The organism is Finegoldia magna ATCC 29328 (assembly GCF_000010185.1).
In the GTDB taxonomy this organism is placed as follows: domain Bacteria; phylum Bacillota; class Clostridia; order Tissierellales; family Peptoniphilaceae; genus Finegoldia; species Finegoldia magna_H.
Genome location: NC_010371.1, coordinates 20,860 through 42,020, shown reverse-complemented (window position 1 = coordinate 42,020; position 21,161 = coordinate 20,860). Strand labels below are relative to the sequence as shown.

Sequence of the window (21,161 nt, the reverse complement as noted above, 5' to 3'; positions counted from 1 at the left end):
TAACAACTTACTGCTGCCGATAATACCGATATATTACATACATAAAGAAGATAAAGGAGAGAAAATTATGAAAAATTTAAAATTAGAAAGAGTAGAAATTAAAGATAATTCAATGTTTTTAGATGGTAAATTTAATTCAAAATGTTAATGATGATTTAAAATCTTTAGATATTAATTTGTGCAATGAAAAATATGACAAGTTTGTTAACTTGCACAATATAGAAATCAATAGACTAAAAGAAACAAAAGAAATGCGTTGGTTAATCGCATAAATTAATTAATCAGTCGGATTGACTGCACCGACTTAAATAAGACAAAATCGAAAGCACATAGCAGGTCTTTTTAAGGCTGGGCTAGTGAGGTGCATATCATACGATATAGATTTGTTGAGTTCTCTGTTAAAGAAGACTAGATCATTTATACAATGAAGCAATCTTCGGCTATGCCAAAAGAGAACCTCCCGACTTTAGTCGTGGGGAGTAGTCATGAGATATGGCAGATTGCAAAGAGATGGCTGATATTGCGATAAAGCTATTTTAGTTGATTTAACCCAAAATCTATTTTAGTTGATTTAACCCAAAATTGTTGATATAATTTAATCAACCAAAAAGATATTAATGTACAGTTGAAAAACCCTAGGAGTACCAGGCCTAGGGTTTTTTATTTTTAGGATAATTGATGTTCGAATACCTTGTTTTTATCTTCCCAAAATCTTGTTTTATCCTCCTAAAAACTTGTTCTATTTTCCCAAAACCTTGTTCTATTTTCCCAAAATGGTACGTCTTGTAGTATGATTAATAATTATTCTACTTGTGATTTGTCGATATATTACATACATAGCAAAGATAAAGGAGAGTAAACAATGAAATATAACATAGAAATTGTGGAAACATTAAGTAAAGTTGTAGAGATTAGAGCAAAGTCTGAGCAAGAGGCTATTGAAAAGACAAGAAACTTGTATTTTGCTGAAGAAATAGTTTTGACCTCTGAAGATTTCGACAATTTTGTTGAATTTAATTTATTAGACAATTAAAAAATGTTTATGGAAAGCTTAGAGAATTTGTTATAGGCTTCTCTAAGCTTTTGGTACATACTTTTAGAAAGATTTTATAATATGTCGGCAGGGTTTTTCTGGTATATTATATACAGGTGAAGGAGAGAAAATGATGAAAAATTTAAAATTAGAAAGCTTAGAAATTAGAAATGACAAGATACTTTTATATGGTAAATACCATATTGATAACTATGCTTTTGTTAGCGAAAAGATTAAAACTGATTCGGAAAAGATTGCAAATGCTCTTAATTTTGATGATTTGCCCTTTCGAATACTGTATATGCTAGATGAAAAAACTAAAGAAGAGTTAGATTTTGATGAAAGATTAGTTGAAGATATGTTACTTAATATGTGTTTTCATATAAAAAAGATTTCTAATCTTGAATTAAGAAAAAAAATTGAAGAATGCATTTTACAATTGTACGAAGACGAAACTATAGTGCAAATAAACAATGTTTTACTTTATCTTAATGACGATTATGAAGGTAAAGATTATGACTTTATCAGAGATTATAGACACAAATGTGAAATATTAAAAAAGATTTATATACTTGATATATACTTATCCTATGACATCAAAGACTTAGATTTAAAGGTTTTCGATTATGAACAACTTTTAGAAATTCATGAGGGATTAAAAAATGATGTTGATGTTAGATTATACGCTAATCCGAAACTTAATTGGAGCAGAATGAAAATAATCAGAAAAACATTAGAAGATTATGATATAGATGTTTCAAAGTACGTTGAGGCTAACTTTACAGAAAACGAAATAGATGAAATTGTAGAAGGGCTTGAATCAGGAATTGATGTCAGTGCTTATGCTGATAATCGCCTGCATTATGAAGAAATGCGTGAAATTAGAGAAAAGCTAGAAGAAGGTAAGAGAATATATAAATTGAGATACGACAATTCTCAATTAGATATAATTATCAAAGCTTTGGAAGATGCTAAAGCTTATTATGAACAAAATTTATTTGATAGTTATAAAAACTTTGATGAGTTAGAAAAAATTATTAAGAGTTTAAAAGCCCAATTGCCTCATAAGTTGTGGTAGGAATAGGTTTATAACGAGAGGGGGATTTCCCCCTCTCTTCTTTATTTTGGTATAGCAGTGGAAATGCGATTTAGTTACTGCTGCCTATATTCACGATATATTACATACATTGCAAAAATAAAGGAGGAAAAATTATGGCAAATTATTGTAGTTATGAGAAAGCCCCCAGAAAGCCCCCGACTTTAGTCGTGGGGAGTAGTTATGCCATTTCTAGAGTACAATTTTATGTGCTTATAAAGAAATAATAAAATATATAGAATACAATAAAGGAAAATATTTCTAAAGAAATATCGAAAATTTAGATGAATTTTGGTATATAATAATATTAACCTAGAGTAATAGAAAAGGAGAAATAAAAAGTATGAACAAGAAAATTTTGAAATCAGTTTTAGCTTTAACATTAACTGCGTCTATGTTATCACCTTTAAATGTTTTAGCTGATAAAGAACACAGAATCGCAGGTCAATCAAGATTTGACACAGCTATTGAATTAGCTAAGTTAACAAAAAGTGATACAGCAGTGGTAATGAATTATCAAAAATTCCCAGACGCTATCACAGCAACAAAAGTAGCAAATGCTAATAGCCCAATCTACTTTACAGCAAAAGACAGAATGGATAGTAAAACTTTATATACTATTCTAAACAACCATAAAAAAGTTGTAATAGTTGGTGGTAAAAACGCAGTAAGCAAAACTGTTGAAAATCAATTATTAAGTCTTAACGTTGAAAGAGTTGAAGGAAACGATAGATACGAAACAAACGCAAAGGGTTTAACTAATACTGAAAAGTTAATCATCGTTAGTGGTGAACAATTTGCAGATGCTTTAGTAACATCTTCAATATCTAAGAAACTTTGCTCTGATGTAGCATTGACTCAAAAAGACAACGTGCCTAACGGTTTGAAAAACTACTTAAAGAACAACAAGAACTTAAAGGAAATCTTTATCGTAGGTGGTAAAGCTTCAGTTAGCCCAAAAGTTGAAAAAGAACTTAAAGCCTACACTAAAGCAAACATCAACAGAATCAGTGGTTATGATAGATATGAAACATCTGAAAGATTAGCTGACATAATCAAAAACTCTAAGTACACTATTGTAAATGGTGAACAATTTGCAGATAACTTATTAGCTTCCCCATTCTCTCAAAGAGAAAACAGAAGTATTATCTTGACAAAAAGAGCAAAACATTCAAAATATGTTATGAACGTATTTGAAAACAAAGATTATGTTGTAGTAGGTGGAAAAACTCAAGTAGAAATTCCAACGTTTGCTAAACCAGAAGAAAATAAACCTTCTGATGGAGATACAACTAAACCATCTGAACAAAAACCAGAGGAAAAACCAGTTGATCCTAAACCAGAAGACAAACCTGCTGATAAACCAGAAGACAAAAAACCAGAAGAAAAACCAACAGAGCCAGAAAAGCCTTCTGAAAAACCAGAAGAAAAACCAGTTGAAGATAAACTTTTAGACGTTGATAGTCCAGAATTATCAGCAAAAGAAAAAGAGTTAATCAAACTTGTAAATGATTACAGAGAACAACATGGTAAGAAAAGACTAAAAGTTAGTAAATCATTAATGAAAGTTGCTAGAACTCATGTCAACGACTTAAACATGAATTTCGATATGGCTAACCCTCCAGTTGACTCTAGGGGGATAAAAGGAAATATGCACTCATGGTCTGATAAGGGTAATTGGACTCCAGTAGTCTATACAAAAGACCATAAACATGATAAATTAACAAAAATTAAACCTAAAGAAATCGCTGGCTATGATCAAACAGGCTATGAAGTAGCTGTAAATGGTTTCTTAATTACACCTCAAAGAGCATTAGAAAAATGGAAAAACTCTCCAGGACATAATGACACAATTTTATCTCAAAACGGTTGGGATCCTACGCCAGAAGAAATTGACCGAAGTTTCACACCATTATCCAATATGGGTGTAGCTATTAACGGTGACTACGCTTGTATCTGGTTTACACGTGACGACTACGGAATAGTTGATCCTATGGGATACTTCGAGTTCAACTAGAAACAACAAAAGAGTAGACAATATTGTCTACTCTTTTTTTTATCTTAAACTCTCTAATATACTTAAATCATCAAAAAATTCCAAATTATTATATTTATTGAAAAGAAGATATAAACTAAATATCACAAAAGCAACACTTGATGCTATCACTGACACGTTGTTGAGTGGAATACGCATCAAACATGGTATTAAAAAACTACAAATATTAAAGCAAATATGAGATATTATGCTAGCTTTTAAATCCTTATACTTATCAAAAATATATGCTTGATATAACGCAAAGATAAATGTCGGACAAAGATGAGTCAACGTTCCATGAAAAAGTGAAAATAAAATCGCCTGTAAACATCTTGAGAGGCTCACAGGGAGAGTTTTCTTTAGTGTTGAATAAATTATACCTCTAAAGATAACTTCCTCGGCTAACGGGGCTGTAATGAACGTTACGATTAAAACGAACGTCAAGTTATTAGCCATCATTTCTTGCAGTTGATCATACTTAGGGTCTCCTATAGTAATATTTAAAAACATTCCTAAAATTTGACCACTAAAAAATGTTAAAAAGAGATAAAATATATCAATAGGATCGATTTTACCAATTTTAACTAATAGCTTTTTGTTACAACATACATAAAAACTTATAGCCACAAAATGCAACCATAAAATTAAGCCAAACTCTCCAAAGCCCATTATAGACCAAAATAAGGTTATAACACTTGAAAATATCAAATAAGCTTTAAACCTATTATCTAACTTGAATTTATTATCTAACATAAGACTTTACCGTTAAATTGAACTCGTTCATTACCCATAAACTCACTTATTTGTAAACTTCCCTCAACATCAAAAACTTCACGCTTAATTAAATCCTCAAGTAAATCTGCTTGATTAAACAATAAAACTTCAACGCCCTTTGGTAGAATCAATTTTAAATGCTGCGATTCACTACCCATAACTTGATAGCTTACATATTTCATATCAACATGCAAAAGACCAACTGGCTTAGTAATGGCTCCCTCCACTACCTGAAGGTAGTGGAGGGAGCCTGCGGCGGGCGAAAGGATTCGCTTCGTGAGGTTTCTTTTTTTTTTTTTTTACTGGTACATCTCGTAGCTGTATTATTAATTCCTGCTGCCGATACTCACGATATATTACACACATAAGAAAACAAAGGAAAAAACTATGTTACAATAAACCCCAGAAAGTCACTAGCTTTAGTCGTGGGAATGAAATGGAAATGTAGTAGAAAAATATATAGAACAACAGAAAGGTGTGTAAATGAAAGCGAAGACATCATCGTATGTAGTTCAATATGAACTATTGACAACAACGAGAGATAGAAAAAGTTTAGAAAAGAAATTTAATAGTGCTAAGTCTATATACAATGCTTGTCTTAGTGAGTGTTTGAAAAGACTTGATAGGTTAAAGAAAAATGAAGAATATAATAGTCTTTTAAAAGAAAAATCAAGTAAAAAGAGAAGTAGAAGACTTAAAGAAATAGAGCTATCTTTAAAATACTCTGAATACGAAATGCACAAATATGTTAAAGAAATAAGAAAGCTTTATTCTAAACATATAGGATCTCTAGAAGCACAAAAACTTGCTACTAGAGCATTTCAAACAGTAGAAAAACTACACTATCATATTTCAGATAAGGTTAATTTCAAAGCTAGATTTAGTGATATGTCTGTGGAAAATAAAAGCAATACTCAAGGTCTTAGAATAAAAGATGATATCGTAATATGGAATGATTTAAGACTGAGAATAATAGAAAAGAGAAACGACATATATAATATTCAATCAAGAAATGATAGAACTAAATACATTAGAATACTCAAAAAAAAGATAAGAAGAAAAACTAGATATTTTGTTCAACTAATAAAAGAGGGCGTTCCCCCTAAGAAACGACATTTTGGAAAAGAAACTGTAGGGCTTGATATTGGAACATCATCTGTTGCTATTGTATCTGATAGTTGCGTTAAACTAGAGAAATTATCTAATACGAAAAATGAATACAAGAAATTAAAGAGATTAGATAGAAAATTAGAACGTTCTAAGAGAATAAATAATCCTGAAAATTACAATGATGACAAAACGTCTAAAAAGGGAAAAAGGAAGTGGATATATTCTAATAGATATCTTAAATTAAAGCAAAAAAGAAAAGATTTGTACCGCAAAATAGCAGATAAAAGAAAAGAATATCAAGAGATATTGGCAAATAAGATAATATCATTAGGTGTAGATATTAAAGTTGAGACAATGAGATTTAAAGCTCTACAAAAAAGAGCAAAGAACACAACGATAAACAAAAAGAACGGAAAGATTAATAAGAAAAAGAGGTTCGGAAAGTCTCTTAGTAATAACTCTCCTTGTCAACTGTTAACTATCATAGATAGAAAACTACACTATGTAGACAGCTATTTAAAAAGAATAGACACATTTGAGGTTAAAGCAAGTCAATTCAATCATAAAACCAAAGAGTGCGTTAAAAAGGCACTATCTCAAAGATGGAATGTAATAGACAATATTAAAATACAAAGAGATTTGTATTCAGCATTTTTAATTCAAAATGTATGTGATGATTTAAAATCAATAGATATTAATTTGTGTAATGAAAGATATGACAAGTTTGTTAACTTGCATGATATAGAAATAAATAGATTAAAACAATTAAACGAAATGCGTTGGTTAACCGCATAAAAAAGACCAGTCGGATTGACTGCACCGACTTAAATAAAACAAAATCGAAAGCACATAGCAGGTCTTTTAAAGGCTGGGCTAGTGAAGTGCATATCATACGATATAGATTTGTTGAGTTCTCTGTTAAAGAAGAAAGAGGTCATCAATAGATGAATCAATCTTCGGCTATGCCAAAAGAGAACCCCCCGACTTTAGTCGTGGGGAGTAGTCAGATTTGCAAAAGAGTTGGATAAGCTTGGATATAAGCCAGTTATATCTAGGACTACAAGAGAGAAAAGAAATAAAGACGATAACAAGTATATATTCGTTTCCAAAGAGCAAGCCGAAAGAGAGAAGAATCAATCAATAGCGTATACAGAGATAGACGGCAATATTTATTATATCCTTGAAGAAGATTTATTTTCTAAAGACTATTATATAATCGATTACAAGGGCTTTCTAAAGCTTGAAGAAAGTTTTCCAAACTATGATTTTGACATAGTATATTTGTCGGCTGACGAAGAAGAAAGAAAAGAAATGTTTATAAGACGTGGCGGAACAGTTGAAGAATTTGAGAAACGAAATAACGCTGAAAAAGAGCAATTCAAAGATTTTTTAGCGTTAACTCAAAGCAATGAATTAGCAAATCATAATATAAGATTTCTCACATTCTTCCGTAATACTTTTGAAAATAATTTTGAAGATTTTGCGAAAGAAGTTAATAACTCTTTAAATTGGTTTGCTAATGTTGGAATTATCATTGATTTTCTAATCGAGAAGAACCATTTATCGGTCAATTCTGATGGCAAAATTAAAATCTACTACAATGACAAAGACAAAGAAAAGGTAAAATACGTTTCTAAAGGCAATTTCGCAAGGGTTTTGCAATATGATAACGAAGGTTTTCGCTATGTGTTAGACGACATTTTGGGGAATAAAAATATATTCGAATTGTTAGCGAAAATAGACAAGAAATAATTGGGGAAGGTTTCCTCAATTATTTCTTAATTTTTTTTGCCATTTTATATAATAGGTACAGCGTGTAGAATAGCTAATAATTAAGTTTATCTTTGTTCTCGCTATATTACATACATAACAAAGATAAAGGAGAGTATATTATGAAAGAGAAAAAATTAGATTTATCGGATTTCTCCGTTGAACAATTAAAAGAGATTAAGCTAGGGTTAGAGAAAGGGCTTGATGTTGGTGTGTATACAAAATCCGAGTTTAATTATAGGCAAATGGAACAAATTAGGATTGGATTAGAACAAGGGCTTGATGTTAGTGCGTATGCAGACCCAGAGTTTGATTATGACCAAATGTGGGAAATAAGGTTGGGATTAGAGAAAGGGCTTGATGTTAGTGTGTATGCTAAATTGATGTTTAATGATCAGCAAATACACGAAATAAGACTAGGGTTAGAAAATAATGTTGATGTAAGTCTATATGCAAAGTCTGAATTTGATTACGACCAAATGCTTGAAATCAGACAAGGGTTAGAAAGTGGTGTTGATGTCAGCGTGTATGCAAAGCCCGAGTTTGGTTCATCGCAAATGGAAGAGATTAGACAGGGGCTTGAAAGTGGTGTTGATGTGAATGTATATGCGGATCCAGAACTAGATGATGAACAAATGTATGAAATCAGACTAGGGCTTGAAAGTGGTGTCGATGTCAACGTGTATGCCAAGCCCGAGTTTGAGTGGAGACAAATGAAAGAAATTAGACTAGGGCTTGAAGACGGACTTGATGTTAGTGTTTACGCCAATCCAGAGTTTGATAATTGGCAAATGGAACAAATCAGACTAGGTTTGGAACAAAAACTTACTATTCCTAACGTTTATGTTTCTGATGCGGAATCAGAAAAAATAAAATTACTTGATGAAATAGATAATTTATTAAAAGCTAATTAGTAGGAGGGGGTAGTTTATCCCTTCTTTTTTTGGTACATTTGCTAGATAGTCTAATAACTTGCTATTGCCAACAATACCGATATATTACATACATAACAAAAGATAAAGGAGAGTAGATTATGGATAAACTAGCCTTATTGGATTTCTCCGTTGAACAATTACGAGAGATTAGGTTAGGGCTTAAAAGTCGTGTTGATGTGAGCGTTTATGCAAAGTCTGAATTTGATGATGACCAAATGCAAGAAATCAGACTAGGGCTTGAAAATGGTATTGATGTTAAAACTTATGCCAATCCTGAGTTTGATTATAAACAAATGGAACAAATAAGGTTGGGATTGAAGCATGGAATCGATGTCGACTTGTATGACGAGCTAGAATTTAATTGGGTGCAAATGGAACAGATTAGAATAGGACTTGAAGAAGGGATTAATGTTATCTTATATGCAAAACCCGAGTTTGATGGTGAACAAATGTGTAATATAAGGTTGGGATTAGAACAAGGTCTTGGTGCTGAAAAATCAATCGAAATGGCTCGTTCTCCCTTTTTTTCTGTTTATGATACAAATTATATAAAAATCAGGTTGTCTAATGAAATTATGCAATTGCTCGAACAAGTTAATTAAGAGAGGGGATAATTCATCCTTTCTTTTTTTATTTATAGGTACATCTTTTAGCATAACTAATATTTGGTACTCCCCTTATTCTCGCTATATTGTATACATAAGAAAACAACAAATAAAGGAGAGTATATTATGGCAAACTTATCAGACGCATTTGGAAAAGTAACAATTAGAAAAGAAGGCAAAGAAATGTCTTTAGAACTTTTGAAGAAGATTTTTGAACAAATTAACACATTCTATTATGGTAATTTGAACATATCAGAAGATGAACTTGAATTTGACAAGCCATTAGATTTTTCAACAACTGGTAGATGGTCTTTATGTTCAACTTTAAAAGATTATTTTGATTATGGTTTCGATGATTTTACAAAAAAAGAATTGCAAAATATTTCGGGGTTAATTTTTGATTTTGATTATACAGATTATGAACCAGGATGTGTATTGTTCGAAGAAGGAAATATAACAATACGAGCGATATACGAAGATGATAAATTAAAAACAGAATTTATCTATGAGGAAAGTTATCCAATCGGTATAAGTGCTGAGAATTTAGAAAACTATTTTATATATGATGATGCCTTTGATACATTCACAGAATATGGTGTAAAAAATTTCAAAAAATTTCTAAAAGAAGATTTAGAATATCAAGATAACGAAATATTTAAAAAAGCGTACAACAAACTACTAGAAATGTCTTGTGAAGAACTTTTAAAATTTTTTAAGGATAATGAAATACGTTTTTGTGATAATGGCGAAGATATCTCTTTCGTAGTAGAAAATATATTAGATTCGGTTGTGGTTGAAAGCTAAGAGGTTGCACCGTATAGGATAGAATTTCTGTCCTATACGGTGTTGTTTTCGTATTTTGGTACATTGGCTGGGTTAGTAGTTTTGTGTGGTATTGTCATTTGTCGATATATTACATATAATAAAAAGATAAAGGAGAAGTAAAATGAATAGAGAAGAGTTAATAACTGAAATTCAAAATAAGCTTAATCAAGCGTATATGAACAAAGATTTAGAAGATGTTGATAAACTTATTCGTGATGTTTTTAATGATGTTGAAAAATTAAGACAACCAGTAGATGATTCACAAGTCAAAACAAATAAAATGTATCGTTTTGAAGTGTCTGGTTTTTGCGAACTAGGTATAAGTGCAAATTCCTATGACGAGGCGACTGAAAAGTGTGAAAAAAGAATGAAAGATTTATTTGCTAACTCTTTATTCACTAATTATACATTTGTTGGTGAGGTAGACGATTTTGGTGAGGTGGTAGAAGATTGGTAAAACTATTCATAAAGGCTTCTGAAATATTTTCGGAAGCCTTTTTATCTGGGTACGGTGATGGGGTTGTTAACAACCTACTGCTGCCGATAATACCGATATATTACATACATAACAAAGAGATAGAGGAGAGTATTATGAATAAATTAGATTTATTAAATTTCAATGTATGGCAATTAATGGAAATTAAGCTAGGATTAGAAGAAGGTATTGATGTTAGCGTGTATGCAAAACCTGAGTTTGATGTTGGGCAAATGCAAGAAATTAGAGTAGGGATTGAACGTGGATATGATATTAGTATATATGCAAAGCCAGAATTTGACGATGACCAAATGCACGAAATAAGATTAGGTTTTGACCATAAGATTGAGGTTAGTTCTTACGTAAATCCAGAGTTTGATTGGACACAAATGCTGGAGATAAGGGTAGGGCTAGAGAAAGGACTTGATGTAAGCATATATGCTAATCCTGTATTTGAATATGAGCAGATGAGAGAAATTAGGTTTGGACTAGAATTCGGATTTGATATCGATGTGAGTGCTTATGCAAAGCCAGAGTTTGTTCCCTATAAAATGTATCTAATTAGACTAGGGCTAGAGAGCGGGCTTAGTGTCGATGAGAGTATCAAACAAGCTAATACTACAAAGGTTAATGTTTTTGATACGGAATTAGAGAGAATAAAATTACGTGGTGAAATAGATAATTTATTAAAAGCTAATACGGAGAGGGGATAACTCATCCCTTCTCCTTTATTTTTATATTTATGGGTACATTGGCTAGGTAGTCTAACAACTTACTGCTGCCAATAATACTGATATATTACATACATAACAAAGATAAAGGAGAGATAAACAATGACAGAAAAATTAGATTTATATTGTTTCACAATTGAACAATTAAAAGAGATTAAACGAGGGCTTGAAAATCGTGTTGATGTCAGTGTATATGCAGACCCCGAGTTTGATGAATACCAAATGAACGAAATCAGACTAGGGTTAGAAAATGATGTTGATGTTAATATTTACGCAAAGCCCGAATTTGATGACGGACAAATGGAAATACTTAGATTGGGATTAGAGCAAGGGCTTGATGTTAGTATATATGCAAAGCCCGATTACATTTCGTATCAAATGGATGTAATAAGAAAGGGGCTTGAAGACGGTGTTGATGTTAATATTTACGCAAAGCCCGAATTTGATGGTTGGCAAATGGAACAAATCAGACTAGGACTCAAAGAGGGGTTTGATGTCAGTACATACGCCAATCCCGAGTTTGATTCGTTGCAAATGGAACAGATTAGAACTGGGTTAGAACAAGGACTTGATGTTAGTATATATGCAAGACTTGAGTTCACTTGGGGACAAATGTGCGATATTAGATTAGGACTTGAAGATGGACTTGATGTTAGTGTTTATGCAAAGCCCGATTTTGAATTTTACCAAATGGAAGAGATTAGGGTAGGGCTTGAACAGGGGCTTGATGTTAGCGTATATGCAAAACCCGAGTTTGATGCCGGACAAATGTATCAGATTAGGGTAGGACTTGAAAATGGTGTTGATGTTAGTGTATATGATAATACAGAGTTTGAGTATGGCCAAATGGAAGAAATTAGACTAGGGCTAGAGAAAGGTCTTGGTTCAGAAGAATCAATCCAGTTAGCTTATACTCCTAATGTTTATGTTTCAGATACAGATTCCGAAAAATTCAGATTGTGCAACGAAATAATACAATTAATAGATAATACGGAGAGGGGATAATTTATCCCTTCTTGTATTTTTATTTATGGGTACATGTAGTAGCATATCTAATAAATGGTCGTTGTCCTTATTTTCGATATATTACATACATAATAAGAATAAAGGAGAGTAAATTATGGCAAACTTATCAGAAGCATGTGGCAAAGTCACAATAAAAAAAGAGGGTAACAAAATGTCGTTACAATTACTGAAGAAGATTTTTAAAGAGATTGGAACATATTATTATGGCAATTTACTCATATCTGATGAATTAGAATTTGATGTGGCTTTGAATTTTGTAACATTCGGAAGATGGTCTTTCACCTATACACTAGAAGACTATTTTGAAGGTTTTGATTTGAACAATTTTTCAAAACAGGAATTAGAAAATATTTCAGGGTTAATTTTTGATTTTGATTACACAGATTATGAACCAGGATGTGAATTGTTTGAAGAAGGAAATATTGTAATCAAAGCTGTTTTTAAAAATGATAAGCTAAAGACTGAAATTATTAAAGAGAAATCTTATCCAATAGATATATCAGCCAAGAATCTTGAAGATTATTTTATATGTGATGATGCTTTCGATACGTTTACAGAATATGGTGTTAATAATTTCAAAAAGGTTTTAAAGGATGAAATAGACCTCTATGAAGATAAAAAACTTGTAGAAATGTCTAAAAAATTACTAGAAATGTCTACTAAAGAGATTATAGAATTTTTCAATCATAACGAAATGGTTGCTTGTGATAATTGTGAAGATGTTTCATGGGTTGTTGAAAATGTTTTGGATTCGGTTACAGTTGAGAGCTAAGAGGTTGCACCGTATAGGACAGATTTTCTGTCTTGTACGGTGTTATTTTGTATTTTGGTACATCGTTTAGGTTAGTAGCTTTATATGGTATTGTTATTTGTCGATATATTACATATAACAAAGAGATAAAGGAGATAATATTATGTTAACGATTAAGGATTTATTGGATAAGGGGATTATAATTCAAGAACGAGCTACCAACGTCACACTTTTTTCCGACATAGAAAACTTAGAAGACCTCGAGGTTGAGAATCTAATAAGTAACGATTATTATCCAGAACTAGTTGAAACTGTTTGGGATATGGCAGATTATGATTTGTGGTTAGAATATGAAAGATATGGTGTGGCTGTATCTTTCGATGATTTTGAATATTTCATGAATAATTGGGAAGATGTTGAGGAAGTTATTTATTTTATAAGGAGAAGATAGTTGTGGATATTAAAAAAGATATAGAAAAAATAGACAGAGTTGATATTTTACAAGATATTAAAAAAATAATAAACGATAGAATATCACAGATAGAATTTGACGAGATAACGGGCGTTGTGCAAAAGGGTAGCAACACTTATATGACCTTAAGAATTTCTGATAGTCTCAAACTAGAGGTAGAAAGATTTCAAGATGGTATCAATAACAATATTAATGTGTATCTAGTTGATAATAATGACAATTTCATTCAAGACTTAACAACAATAAGGCTTTCAGATAATCAAGACGATTCAATTCAGGGTTTAACAACAATAAGGCTTTCAGATAATCAAGACCAATCAAGTGATTCAATCGAGGTTTTAGTTTGGGCTGATGGAAATAACGAGGATTATACCGATATTTATAACATAGCAGTACGACAAGAAGATTTATAAAATTATCCCTAAAAGGCTTTCGAAACATTTTTGGAAGCCTTATTTGTGGTTGGGTACAGCAGCGGGAATATGGTATCTTATTTCTGCTGCCAATAATACCGATATATAACATACATAAGAAAAATAAAGGAGAGTTAACAATGACAGAAAAATTAGATTTATTAGATTTCACAATTGAACAATTAAAGGAAATTAAGCTAGGGCTTGAAAACGGCGTTGATGTTAGTGTGTATGCCAAGCCAGAGTTTGACGAATACCAAATGCATGAAATTAGACTTGGGTTAGAAAATGATGTTGATGTTAGTGTGTATGCTAAACCCAAATTTGATGATGACCAAATGTATGAAATCAGATTGGGGTTAGAGAAAGGGCTTGATATTAGCGTATATGCTAAGTCCGAGTTTGGTGAATGCCAAATGCACGAAATCAGAGAAGGACTTGAATCAGGCGTAGATGTTAGTGTGTATGCAAAGCCTGAGTTTGATGAAGATCAAATGGAACAAATCAGAGAAGGACTTAAATCAGGCGTTGATGTTAGCGTGTATGCAAAGCCAGAGTTTGATAATTGGCAAATGGAAGAGATTAGATGGGGATTAGAAGGTGGTATTGATGTTAGTATATATGCAATGCTTGAGTTCACATCTGAACAAATGAGCGAAATTAGGTTGGGGCTTGAAAAGGGGCTTGACGTTAGTATATATACTAGTATATATACTAATCCCGATTTTGACTATGGACAAACGGAAGAAATTATAACAGGTCTGAAACAAGGGTTTGATATTAGTATATACGCAAAGCCCGAGTTTGATGTTGGGCAAATGTATCAGATAAGGCTAGGTTTTGAAAGTGGTGTAGATGTTAGTGTGTATGCTAAGCCAGAGTTTGATAATTGGCAAATGAAACAAATTAGACTTGGTCTTGAACAAGAGCTTGATGCTGAAGAATCAATTCAATTGGCTTATACTCCTAATGTTTATATTTCTGATACAGATTCTGAAAAGTTTAGGTTGTGTAACGAAATAATACAATTGATTAATCGCTAGTATGGAGAGGGGATAGTTATCCCTTCTCTTTTATCTTTGGTACATCTGTTAGAAATAGTACTTAGTTCTGCTGCCAATAATGCCGATATATTACATACATAAGAAAACAACAAATAAAGGAGAGTAAAATATGATAGAAGCATTGCCTTACACAAAGGAACAATTAGATTATTATTTAGAGAACCTATCTAAATACAAAGGACAAAAATATTTTAAAACGTTTGTGAAAACACTTAATTATGTATATTTGCAAAGAGAGATAATAAGAAAAGATATAAAGCAGCAAGAAGAAAACGAAAAAGCTTTGGCAAAGATTTTGAAAATCAAAGCTAAGTTAGCTGAAGATTTAGAATTCAGCAAAAATAAACAAATTCTTGAAGATGATTTTTCAATAGTTTATCCTAGAGAAATTCCTATAAAATGGGAGAGAGAAGAATTAGATAAAAGAGTAAAATCATTAAATAAGTATTTGTGGAACGGATTTATTACCTGTCTTGAACAAGATTTGTTTATTGACCTAAGCTCTTGTTTTGGTATAGATATAATAATAGGTCGTTCTGATTGTTTTGATTGGCTTTATGAGATTGAATTTTCAGAAAAAGAAATGGTCGAAAACGCAGAAAAGGTCGCAAACATTATTGTTCAAAAGGTTAATAAAGAATTATTAAAATCATTAAAAGATGTTTTGGGTGAAAAAATAGAAGAAGATGTATTCTATAGCATTTATAGCTATATGATTGGAATATTCTATATTGATTGGGATAACAAGACCAATATAGATTATCTAAAAGCAAGAAGTTCTCTAGCATATATCTATTATCTATCGAATATTGGGAAAGCTACGGACATTACAACTGCTGAAGAAGTTTTAGATATAGCGATGAATACAATAGAAAAAGCATTTGCTAACAACAAAAAGATTTCAATAGATTTTTGTAACAATGTTCTAGAATTTTATAAAACCAAAGATACTAAAATAAAATTTTCAAAAGAGTTTGTTCAAATGTACAATAATAGTAATTATTAAGCAAGATAACATGAATATTGGCTATATTAAAAATCTTTTTTAGTGAAACATTAATGAAAGGAGTACATCTATGCAACAGATAACTATAACAGCAAAAGTTCAAATAGTCGCCAATGATACAGATAAAGTTTCGCTTGATGAAACTATGTCTGTTTATCGTGATGCCTGTAATTATGTTTCAGACTATGTATTCCGAACTCATGATTTAAAACAGGTTTCTCTTAATAAGGTTTTGTATTCTACGCTAAGAGAAACTTTTGGTCTTAAATCGCAAATGGCTCAGTCCGTTTTGAAAACGGTCATTGCAAGATATAAAACTATTCTCGAAAATCAAAATAAGTGGATACAACCAATCTTCAAGAAACCTCAATATGATTTGGTTTGGAACAGAGATTATTCTTTAACGCAGAACTGTTTTTCTGTGAATACACTGAATGGTCGTGCTAAACTACCATATTTCGCTGAAGGTATGTCTAAATATTTTGACAACACAATCTATAGATTTGGTACAGCTAAGCTCATAAACAAACATGGTAAATATTATCTTCACATACCAGTAACTTATGATGTCGAAGAAAGTAATATTTCTGACATTTGTAATGTTGTAGGCGTTGACAGAGGAATTAACTTTGTTGTTGCAACCTATGACAGTAAACACAGGTCTGGATTTGTTAGTGGAAAAGCTATTAAACAGAAACGTGCTAACTATTCCAAACTTCGTAAACAACTCCAAAAAAGACAAACTCCATCTTCAAGAAGAAGACTTAAAGCTATCGGTCAACGAGAAAACCGTTGGATGCAAGATGTGAATCACTGCATTAGTAAGGCACTCGTTGAAAATAACCCAAAGCATACACTTTTTGTATTAGAAGATTTAACAGGCGTTCGTAATGCCACAGAGCATGTCAGAATAAAAGACCGTTATGTTTCTGTATCGTGGTCTTTCTATGATTTAGAACAGAAACTAATTTACAAGGCGAAGAAAAATCAATCTTCTGTAATTAAGGTAGACCCTCGTTATACGAGTCAATGTTGTCCTATTTGTGGGCATACGGAAAAGTCTAACCGTAACAAGAAAATACATTTGTTTACTTGTAAAAATTGTGGCTATAAGTCCAATGATGATCGTATTGGAGCTATGAATCTGTATCGTATGGGAATAAACTATCTTTATGATAGCCAAGTACCTAATACAGTTGCAACAGAGTAAACTTTGTTGCAAAGGGTGCTGTCAACCACCCTGCGATGTAACGCCACTTTAGATAGCAATATCTATTGGGATTAAAGGTCGGAGGCGTAAGCCGTTAGTACGACTGGGCAGTTACAAGCCCATGACCTTTAGGTCGTGGGTAGTTGACCACAAGGATATAAGTTAGAAGATTTGAAAAATGATTCACTTGTAGAAAATAGCAAGTTTTTAAAATCATTTATAGAAGAATTGAAAAACTTAAGTTCTGATAGATGTATGTTAACCGTTCTAACAAGAATGAATTTAAACGAGTTTTTTGATGTTTATAATACTGGTAAAAATATTACCGTTGGCGAAAGCACTACATTAGGACTATATGATGCAGTTTGTGGTGGTGGAAGTTGTTTAGAAATAGAATTAGAAAAGCCATTTAGTTTTGAGGTTAAAAAAGACTATTTCGAAGAATTTAACTTTAGCGGAGACCTAATCAATTATGGTTATGATATAGACGAAGTATACGGATTGATTGGAGAGTGTTGGTCAGAAAAGTTCGAGGTAGCGTAATAGGGAGATATTTATTTCTCCCTTTTTTTAGGTACAATGATCGGAATGATTAACTTGTTTGGATTACTCGTTACACCGATATATTACATACATAAGAAAAATAAAAAAATAAAGGAGAGTAGATTATGAATAATGTAACTTTAATGGGAAGATTAACAAGGGATGTAGAATTGAGATACACTCAATCACAAGTAGCGATTGGTAGATTTACCGTTGCCGTTAACAGAAGATTAACTAAGGATAAAAGGCAACAAGCCGAGGCTAATAACCAACCTACAGCGGATTTCATCAGTTGTGTTGCGTTTGGTAAACAAGCCGAAACTATAGCTCAATATGTGTCAAAGGGTATGAGGGTGTCATTATCTGGAAGATTGCAAACAGGTTCTTATCAAAACAAAGAAGGTCAAACAGTTTATACAACCGATGTTGTTGTAGAACAATTTGATTTCATTGATAGCAATAACCAACATAACAATAATCAAGGCTATCAACCAGCTAATCAACAACCAGCAAACAATCAACAAAACAATCAACCGTTTGATGATGATTTAGGTATGGATGATATGGCATTTGGTGAAGAATTGCCATTCTAACAAGTTTATAACGAGAGGGGGAAATTTCTCCCTCTCTTCTTTATTTTGGTACAGGGGTCAGAAAAATTAACATGTCTTGATTACTCGTTATACCGATATATTACATACATAAGAAAACAACAAATAAAGGAGAGAAAAACAATGGAAAATTATTTGAATTATAAACAAAGATGTGTAAAACGTGCAAAGAGAGAAAAAGAACAAGTTGAGAATATCAACCTGTTAATAGATGGTATTCTAATATCTTTATCTTTTTTTGGTATGATTGCAACGATGGTATTTTTAAACTTGATGTTCACTGAGATATTATATTAACAATAGGGAAGGACTTTACTTCCCTATGTTAGAATATACATAATAAGAAAATATATTAAAAATTTAGGAGATAAAAAATGAGATTAAAAGAAGCGATAGAAATTGTTTTAGAAAAAAACAAATTCAATACCGGCGATGAAGGAGCCGATTGTACGTTTAATTATGATGAAAGACTTCATAAGGATTTGATGGATTGTGAAAATGGCAATATCTGGTTTGATATCGATCAAGATATGGAAATCCATATTAAGATAAAAGATTTAGATAAGTCCTTAGAGGTGGAATAATGATTAAAGATTATAATAGATATACGTTTGAAGGAAAAGAGCTTAAAGAAGGTCTTTTGGAATTTTTAAGAAATGATATTTTTGATGAAAGAGGCTGGAATATGGTTGCAGATACTGAGTTCGTCAACATAATCGTATATCCAAGTTGCGTTAATACATTTGCTGAAAATGAAGTATGCTTTTGGAAAAATCCAAGAGTGGAAGCTGTTTCGCAATTTGACGATTACTGGAGCGTAGGTGAGTTAGAAGAATATGCGACAGAAGAAGAAATAGAAAAAGCTAAATCGAAATCGATAGATAATTATGAAGAACTGGACTTAGAAATATACAAAGATAACTTATTCGATATTATAAAAGATAAAGAAAGCTTTTTAGAAGATTTAGACACTTGGCTTTCGTTTGATAGATTTTTCGAAATATTTGTTGATAATTTCAATAATTCTTTCGAAAACTTATAAAATGCTTTCACACGCATTGAGAAAAAAATCCCCCATCCTCTATAGGTGGGGGATGAATTTCGTTATGCAATGCGTAACTATTGTGTTTTTTGTGGAATAATATAAAAAGCAAGGAGAAAAGGATGAGAAAGAAAAAAGGCGTAAAAAACAAAGCCATAAAATACAGATTATATCCAACGACTGAACAAGAAATATATTTTTCTAAGTGCTTTGGATGTTGTAGAAAAATCTGGAACTTGATGCTTAGTGACAGAGAAAAATCATATAAAGAAACCGGGAAATCTGTTAAAAATACCCCTGCTATGTATAAATCTGAATATCCTTATCTTAAAGAGGTTGATTCATTAGCCCTTGCCAATGTATATCTTGATTTAGAACTTGCGTATAAGAGATTTTTTAATAAAAAGAGTGGTTATCCTAAGTATAAGTCATTAAAGAAATCAAGAAAATCATATACTACTAATAATCAAAATGGAACTATAGCTATTATGGATAACGCAATAAAACTACCGAAAGTCGGCTTTGTTAAAACTAAAATTCATAGACAGCCTAAATCTGATTGGAAATTAAAATCAGCAACAATTTTTCAAGCTACAGATGGTCTTTATTTTGTATCTGTTATCTTCGAGTATGAAGAAAAAATAGACAATACTACTAACTTTGACAATTGTATAGGACTAGATTATAAGTCAGATGGATTGTATATGGATAGCTTTGGTAATGTAGGAGATAATCATAAGTTCTATCGTGAAGGCCACAAGAAACTTGCGAAAGAACAAAGACGTCTAGCTCGTAAAATAGGCTTTAAGAAAAACGAAAAGAAATCAAATAACTACTTAAAACAACTTAAAAAGGTCAATAAGATTCATAGACATATCGCAAACCAAAGACTAGATAATTTACACAAAAAGTCTAACGAGATAGCCAATCGTTATGATGTTGTATGTGTAGAAAATCTTAATATGAGAAATATGTCTAATAAAGGATTTAGAAATGGAAAAGCCACTATGGATAACGGATATGGTATGTTTTTGAATCTCTTAGCATACAAGCTCAACGACAGGGGCAAATACCTTATCAAAGTCGATAAGTGGTATCCGTCAAGTCAGATATGTAGCCTTTGTGGTTCTAAAAAGAAACTAGCATTAAACGAAAGAACTTATATTTGTGAGTGCGGAAATATCATTGATAGAGACTTGAACGCAGCAATAAACATAAAAAGAGAAGGACTAAGACTACTAAAAGAAATGGTAGCCTAAAATAATATATATTCGTAGGCTAGGAACTAGCCGAAGTTACGCTTGTGGACTTTGTGTAAGACGATTTATCTGTTTTGTTTTATCAATCAGATTCATCGCAGTAGAGGATGAAGCAAGAAGCCCCCACTTCAAAAGCTGTTAAGCTTTAAGTGAGGGTAGTTCACAATAAAAATTCTTTTGCAATTTAAGACGCATTTTAAAATAATATATCGTAGGCTAGGAACTAGCCGAAGTTACGCTTGTGGACTTTGTGTAAGACGATTTATCTGTTTTGATTTATCAATCAGATTCATCGCAGTAGAGGGTGAAGCAAGAAGCCCCAACTTCAAAAGCTGTTAAGCTTTAAGTGGTGGGTAGTTCACGTCTACGCAGACA

26 protein-coding genes are annotated in these 21,161 nt (G+C 31.8%); 24 read left to right on the top strand and 2 right to left on the bottom strand.

Going from position 1 to position 21,161, the window contains the following annotated elements; all coding sequences use genetic code 11:
- Nucleotides 1-122: 122 nt before the first annotated feature.
- The 4 genes from FMG_RS09780 (at nucleotide 123) to FMG_RS08780 (ending at nucleotide 4,146) form a co-directional block, all read left to right on the top strand.
- Nucleotides 123-272, top strand: a complete 150-nt coding sequence (locus tag FMG_RS09780) for a hypothetical protein (RefSeq protein WP_167521337.1) — start codon at nucleotides 123-125, stop codon at nucleotides 270-272.
- A 590-nt stretch (nucleotides 273-862) separates the two neighbouring features.
- Nucleotides 863-1,033 carry a DpnD/PcfM family protein gene (locus FMG_RS09655; RefSeq protein WP_012289860.1) on the top strand — a complete coding sequence of 57 codons (171 nt, stop codon included), beginning with the start codon at nucleotides 863-865 and terminating at the stop codon, nucleotides 1,031-1,033.
- Between the two features lie 130 nt (nucleotides 1,034-1,163).
- The gene (locus tag FMG_RS08785; RefSeq protein WP_012289859.1) at nucleotides 1,164-2,111 is read left to right on the top strand and encodes a hypothetical protein; all 948 of its coding nucleotides are present in this window, start codon (nucleotides 1,164-1,166) and stop codon (nucleotides 2,109-2,111) included.
- Nucleotides 2,112-2,472: 361 nt separating this feature from the next.
- Nucleotides 2,473-4,146: a cell wall-binding repeat-containing protein gene (locus FMG_RS08780; RefSeq protein WP_012289858.1), complete on the top strand. Its 1,674-nt coding sequence runs from the start codon at nucleotides 2,473-2,475 to the stop codon at nucleotides 4,144-4,146.
- Nucleotides 4,147-4,185: 39 nt separating this feature from the next.
- Here FMG_RS08780 and FMG_RS08775 read toward each other — a convergent pair whose 3' ends face one another.
- A complete protein-coding gene (locus FMG_RS08775) occupies nucleotides 4,186-4,917 on the bottom strand; it encodes a CPBP family intramembrane glutamic endopeptidase (protein WP_012289857.1) in 732 nt (243 codons plus the stop codon).
- The gene (locus FMG_RS08770) at nucleotides 4,911-5,120 is read right to left on the bottom strand and encodes a hypothetical protein (RefSeq protein ID WP_148161028.1); all 210 of its coding nucleotides are present in this window, start codon (nucleotides 5,118-5,120) and stop codon (nucleotides 4,911-4,913) included. Before FMG_RS08770 ends, FMG_RS08775 begins: the two co-directional genes overlap by 7 nt.
- 301 nt (nucleotides 5,121-5,421) lie before the next feature.
- Here FMG_RS08770 and FMG_RS08765 point away from each other — a divergent pair, with 301 nt between their 5' ends.
- The 20 genes from FMG_RS08765 to FMG_RS08675 all read left to right on the top strand — a co-directional run bounded on the left by FMG_RS08765 (nucleotide 5,422) and on the right by FMG_RS08675 (nucleotide 20,786).
- A complete protein-coding gene (locus FMG_RS08765; RefSeq protein ID WP_012289856.1) occupies nucleotides 5,422-6,843 on the top strand; it encodes a hypothetical protein in 1,422 nt (473 codons plus the stop codon).
- 225 nt (nucleotides 6,844-7,068) lie between these two features.
- Nucleotides 7,069-7,800 carry a hypothetical protein gene (locus FMG_RS08760; RefSeq protein ID WP_012289855.1) on the top strand — a complete coding sequence of 244 codons (732 nt, stop codon included), beginning with the start codon at nucleotides 7,069-7,071 and terminating at the stop codon, nucleotides 7,798-7,800.
- A 140-nt stretch (nucleotides 7,801-7,940) separates the two neighbouring features.
- Nucleotides 7,941-8,732 (top strand): hypothetical protein, encoded by a 792-nt coding sequence (locus FMG_RS08755; protein ID WP_012289854.1) that lies wholly within the window; start codon nucleotides 7,941-7,943, stop codon nucleotides 8,730-8,732.
- 119 nt (nucleotides 8,733-8,851) lie between these two features.
- On the top strand, nucleotides 8,852-9,355 hold the full coding sequence (locus FMG_RS08750) for a hypothetical protein (RefSeq protein WP_012289853.1): 504 nt from the start codon (nucleotides 8,852-8,854) through the stop codon (nucleotides 9,353-9,355).
- Nucleotides 9,356-9,484: 129 nt separating this feature from the next.
- Entirely contained in the window at nucleotides 9,485-10,162 is a 678-nt protein-coding gene (locus FMG_RS08745; RefSeq protein WP_012289852.1) for a hypothetical protein, read from the top strand.
- A gap of 142 nt (nucleotides 10,163-10,304) precedes the next feature.
- Complete coding sequence (locus FMG_RS08740; protein WP_012289851.1) at nucleotides 10,305-10,640, top strand: hypothetical protein; 336 nt, start codon at nucleotides 10,305-10,307, stop codon at nucleotides 10,638-10,640.
- Nucleotides 10,641-10,774: 134 nt separating this feature from the next.
- Nucleotides 10,775-11,371 (top strand): hypothetical protein, encoded by a 597-nt coding sequence (locus FMG_RS09470; protein ID WP_148161027.1) that lies wholly within the window; start codon nucleotides 10,775-10,777, stop codon nucleotides 11,369-11,371.
- Between the two features lie 120 nt (nucleotides 11,372-11,491).
- A complete protein-coding gene (locus FMG_RS08730) occupies nucleotides 11,492-12,394 on the top strand; it encodes a hypothetical protein (protein WP_012289849.1) in 903 nt (300 codons plus the stop codon).
- A 115-nt stretch (nucleotides 12,395-12,509) separates the two neighbouring features.
- Nucleotides 12,510-13,187 carry a hypothetical protein gene (locus tag FMG_RS08725; RefSeq protein ID WP_012289848.1) on the top strand — a complete coding sequence of 226 codons (678 nt, stop codon included), beginning with the start codon at nucleotides 12,510-12,512 and terminating at the stop codon, nucleotides 13,185-13,187.
- 142 nt (nucleotides 13,188-13,329) lie between these two features.
- Nucleotides 13,330-13,617 carry a hypothetical protein gene (locus tag FMG_RS08720; protein WP_012289847.1) on the top strand — a complete coding sequence of 96 codons (288 nt, stop codon included), beginning with the start codon at nucleotides 13,330-13,332 and terminating at the stop codon, nucleotides 13,615-13,617.
- A gap of 2 nt (nucleotides 13,618-13,619) precedes the next feature.
- Nucleotides 13,620-14,051, top strand: coding sequence for a hypothetical protein (locus FMG_RS08715; RefSeq protein ID WP_012289846.1), 432 nt, complete (start codon nucleotides 13,620-13,622; stop codon nucleotides 14,049-14,051).
- Nucleotides 14,052-14,191: 140 nt separating this feature from the next.
- Nucleotides 14,192-15,094 carry a hypothetical protein gene (locus FMG_RS08710; protein WP_012289845.1) on the top strand — a complete coding sequence of 301 codons (903 nt, stop codon included), beginning with the start codon at nucleotides 14,192-14,194 and terminating at the stop codon, nucleotides 15,092-15,094.
- A gap of 130 nt (nucleotides 15,095-15,224) precedes the next feature.
- Entirely contained in the window at nucleotides 15,225-16,121 is an 897-nt protein-coding gene (locus FMG_RS08705; RefSeq protein WP_012289844.1) for a hypothetical protein, read from the top strand.
- A 70-nt stretch (nucleotides 16,122-16,191) separates the two neighbouring features.
- Nucleotides 16,192-17,331 carry an RNA-guided endonuclease TnpB family protein gene (locus FMG_RS08700; RefSeq protein WP_012289843.1) on the top strand — a complete coding sequence of 380 codons (1,140 nt, stop codon included), beginning with the start codon at nucleotides 16,192-16,194 and terminating at the stop codon, nucleotides 17,329-17,331.
- A gap of 171 nt (nucleotides 17,332-17,502) precedes the next feature.
- Nucleotides 17,503-17,874 (top strand): hypothetical protein, encoded by a 372-nt coding sequence (locus tag FMG_RS08695; RefSeq protein ID WP_012289842.1) that lies wholly within the window; start codon nucleotides 17,503-17,505, stop codon nucleotides 17,872-17,874.
- 125 nt (nucleotides 17,875-17,999) lie between these two features.
- Nucleotides 18,000-18,467, top strand: a complete 468-nt coding sequence (locus tag FMG_RS08690) for a single-stranded DNA-binding protein (protein WP_012289841.1) — start codon at nucleotides 18,000-18,002, stop codon at nucleotides 18,465-18,467.
- A 141-nt stretch (nucleotides 18,468-18,608) separates the two neighbouring features.
- Nucleotides 18,609-18,782 carry a hypothetical protein gene (locus tag FMG_RS09765; RefSeq protein WP_162009589.1) on the top strand — a complete coding sequence of 58 codons (174 nt, stop codon included), beginning with the start codon at nucleotides 18,609-18,611 and terminating at the stop codon, nucleotides 18,780-18,782.
- 77 nt (nucleotides 18,783-18,859) lie between these two features.
- Entirely contained in the window at nucleotides 18,860-19,069 is a 210-nt protein-coding gene (locus FMG_RS08685) for a hypothetical protein (RefSeq protein WP_041250682.1), read from the top strand.
- On the top strand, nucleotides 19,069-19,527 hold the full coding sequence (locus FMG_RS08680) for a hypothetical protein (RefSeq protein WP_012289840.1): 459 nt from the start codon (nucleotides 19,069-19,071) through the stop codon (nucleotides 19,525-19,527). The genes FMG_RS08685 and FMG_RS08680 overlap by 1 nt, the downstream gene beginning before the upstream one ends.
- A 122-nt stretch (nucleotides 19,528-19,649) precedes the next feature.
- Nucleotides 19,650-20,786 (top strand): RNA-guided endonuclease InsQ/TnpB family protein, encoded by a 1,137-nt coding sequence (locus tag FMG_RS08675; RefSeq protein WP_012289839.1) that lies wholly within the window; start codon nucleotides 19,650-19,652, stop codon nucleotides 20,784-20,786.
- Nucleotides 20,787-21,161 lie beyond the last annotated feature (375 nt).

Excerpts from the sequence above, each read along its gene's own strand:
- FMG_RS09780 (WP_167521337.1), top strand. The coding sequence starts at position 123 with ATGGTAAATTTAATTCAAAATGTTAATGATGATTTAAAATCTTTAGAT.
- FMG_RS09655 (WP_012289860.1), top strand. The coding sequence starts at position 863 with ATGAAATATAACATAGAAATTGTGGAAACATTAAGTAAAGTTGTAGAG.
- FMG_RS08785 (WP_012289859.1), top strand. The coding sequence starts at position 1,164 with ATGATGAAAAATTTAAAATTAGAAAGCTTAGAAATTAGAAATGACAAG.
- FMG_RS08780 (WP_012289858.1), top strand. The coding sequence starts at position 2,473 with ATGAACAAGAAAATTTTGAAATCAGTTTTAGCTTTAACATTAACTGCG.
- FMG_RS08775 (WP_012289857.1), bottom strand. The coding sequence starts at position 4,917 with ATGTTAGATAATAAATTCAAGTTAGATAATAGGTTTAAAGCTTATTTG.
- FMG_RS08770 (WP_148161028.1), bottom strand. The coding sequence starts at position 5,120 with ATGAAATATGTAAGCTATCAAGTTATGGGTAGTGAATCGCAGCATTTA.
- FMG_RS08765 (WP_012289856.1), top strand. The coding sequence starts at position 5,422 with ATGAAAGCGAAGACATCATCGTATGTAGTTCAATATGAACTATTGACA.
- FMG_RS08755 (WP_012289854.1), top strand. The coding sequence starts at position 7,941 with ATGAAAGAGAAAAAATTAGATTTATCGGATTTCTCCGTTGAACAATTA.
- FMG_RS08750 (WP_012289853.1), top strand. The coding sequence starts at position 8,852 with ATGGATAAACTAGCCTTATTGGATTTCTCCGTTGAACAATTACGAGAG.
- FMG_RS08745 (WP_012289852.1), top strand. The coding sequence starts at position 9,485 with ATGGCAAACTTATCAGACGCATTTGGAAAAGTAACAATTAGAAAAGAA.
- FMG_RS08740 (WP_012289851.1), top strand. The coding sequence starts at position 10,305 with ATGAATAGAGAAGAGTTAATAACTGAAATTCAAAATAAGCTTAATCAA.
- FMG_RS09470 (WP_148161027.1), top strand. The coding sequence starts at position 10,775 with ATGAATAAATTAGATTTATTAAATTTCAATGTATGGCAATTAATGGAA.
- FMG_RS08730 (WP_012289849.1), top strand. The coding sequence starts at position 11,492 with ATGACAGAAAAATTAGATTTATATTGTTTCACAATTGAACAATTAAAA.
- FMG_RS08725 (WP_012289848.1), top strand. The coding sequence starts at position 12,510 with ATGGCAAACTTATCAGAAGCATGTGGCAAAGTCACAATAAAAAAAGAG.
- FMG_RS08720 (WP_012289847.1), top strand. The coding sequence starts at position 13,330 with ATGTTAACGATTAAGGATTTATTGGATAAGGGGATTATAATTCAAGAA.
- FMG_RS08710 (WP_012289845.1), top strand. The coding sequence starts at position 14,192 with ATGACAGAAAAATTAGATTTATTAGATTTCACAATTGAACAATTAAAG.
- FMG_RS08705 (WP_012289844.1), top strand. The coding sequence starts at position 15,225 with ATGATAGAAGCATTGCCTTACACAAAGGAACAATTAGATTATTATTTA.
- FMG_RS08700 (WP_012289843.1), top strand. The coding sequence starts at position 16,192 with ATGCAACAGATAACTATAACAGCAAAAGTTCAAATAGTCGCCAATGAT.
- FMG_RS08690 (WP_012289841.1), top strand. The coding sequence starts at position 18,000 with ATGAATAATGTAACTTTAATGGGAAGATTAACAAGGGATGTAGAATTG.
- FMG_RS09765 (WP_162009589.1), top strand. The coding sequence starts at position 18,609 with ATGGAAAATTATTTGAATTATAAACAAAGATGTGTAAAACGTGCAAAG.
- FMG_RS08685 (WP_041250682.1), top strand. The coding sequence starts at position 18,860 with ATGAGATTAAAAGAAGCGATAGAAATTGTTTTAGAAAAAAACAAATTC.
- FMG_RS08680 (WP_012289840.1), top strand. The coding sequence starts at position 19,069 with ATGATTAAAGATTATAATAGATATACGTTTGAAGGAAAAGAGCTTAAA.
- FMG_RS08675 (WP_012289839.1), top strand. The coding sequence starts at position 19,650 with ATGAGAAAGAAAAAAGGCGTAAAAAACAAAGCCATAAAATACAGATTA.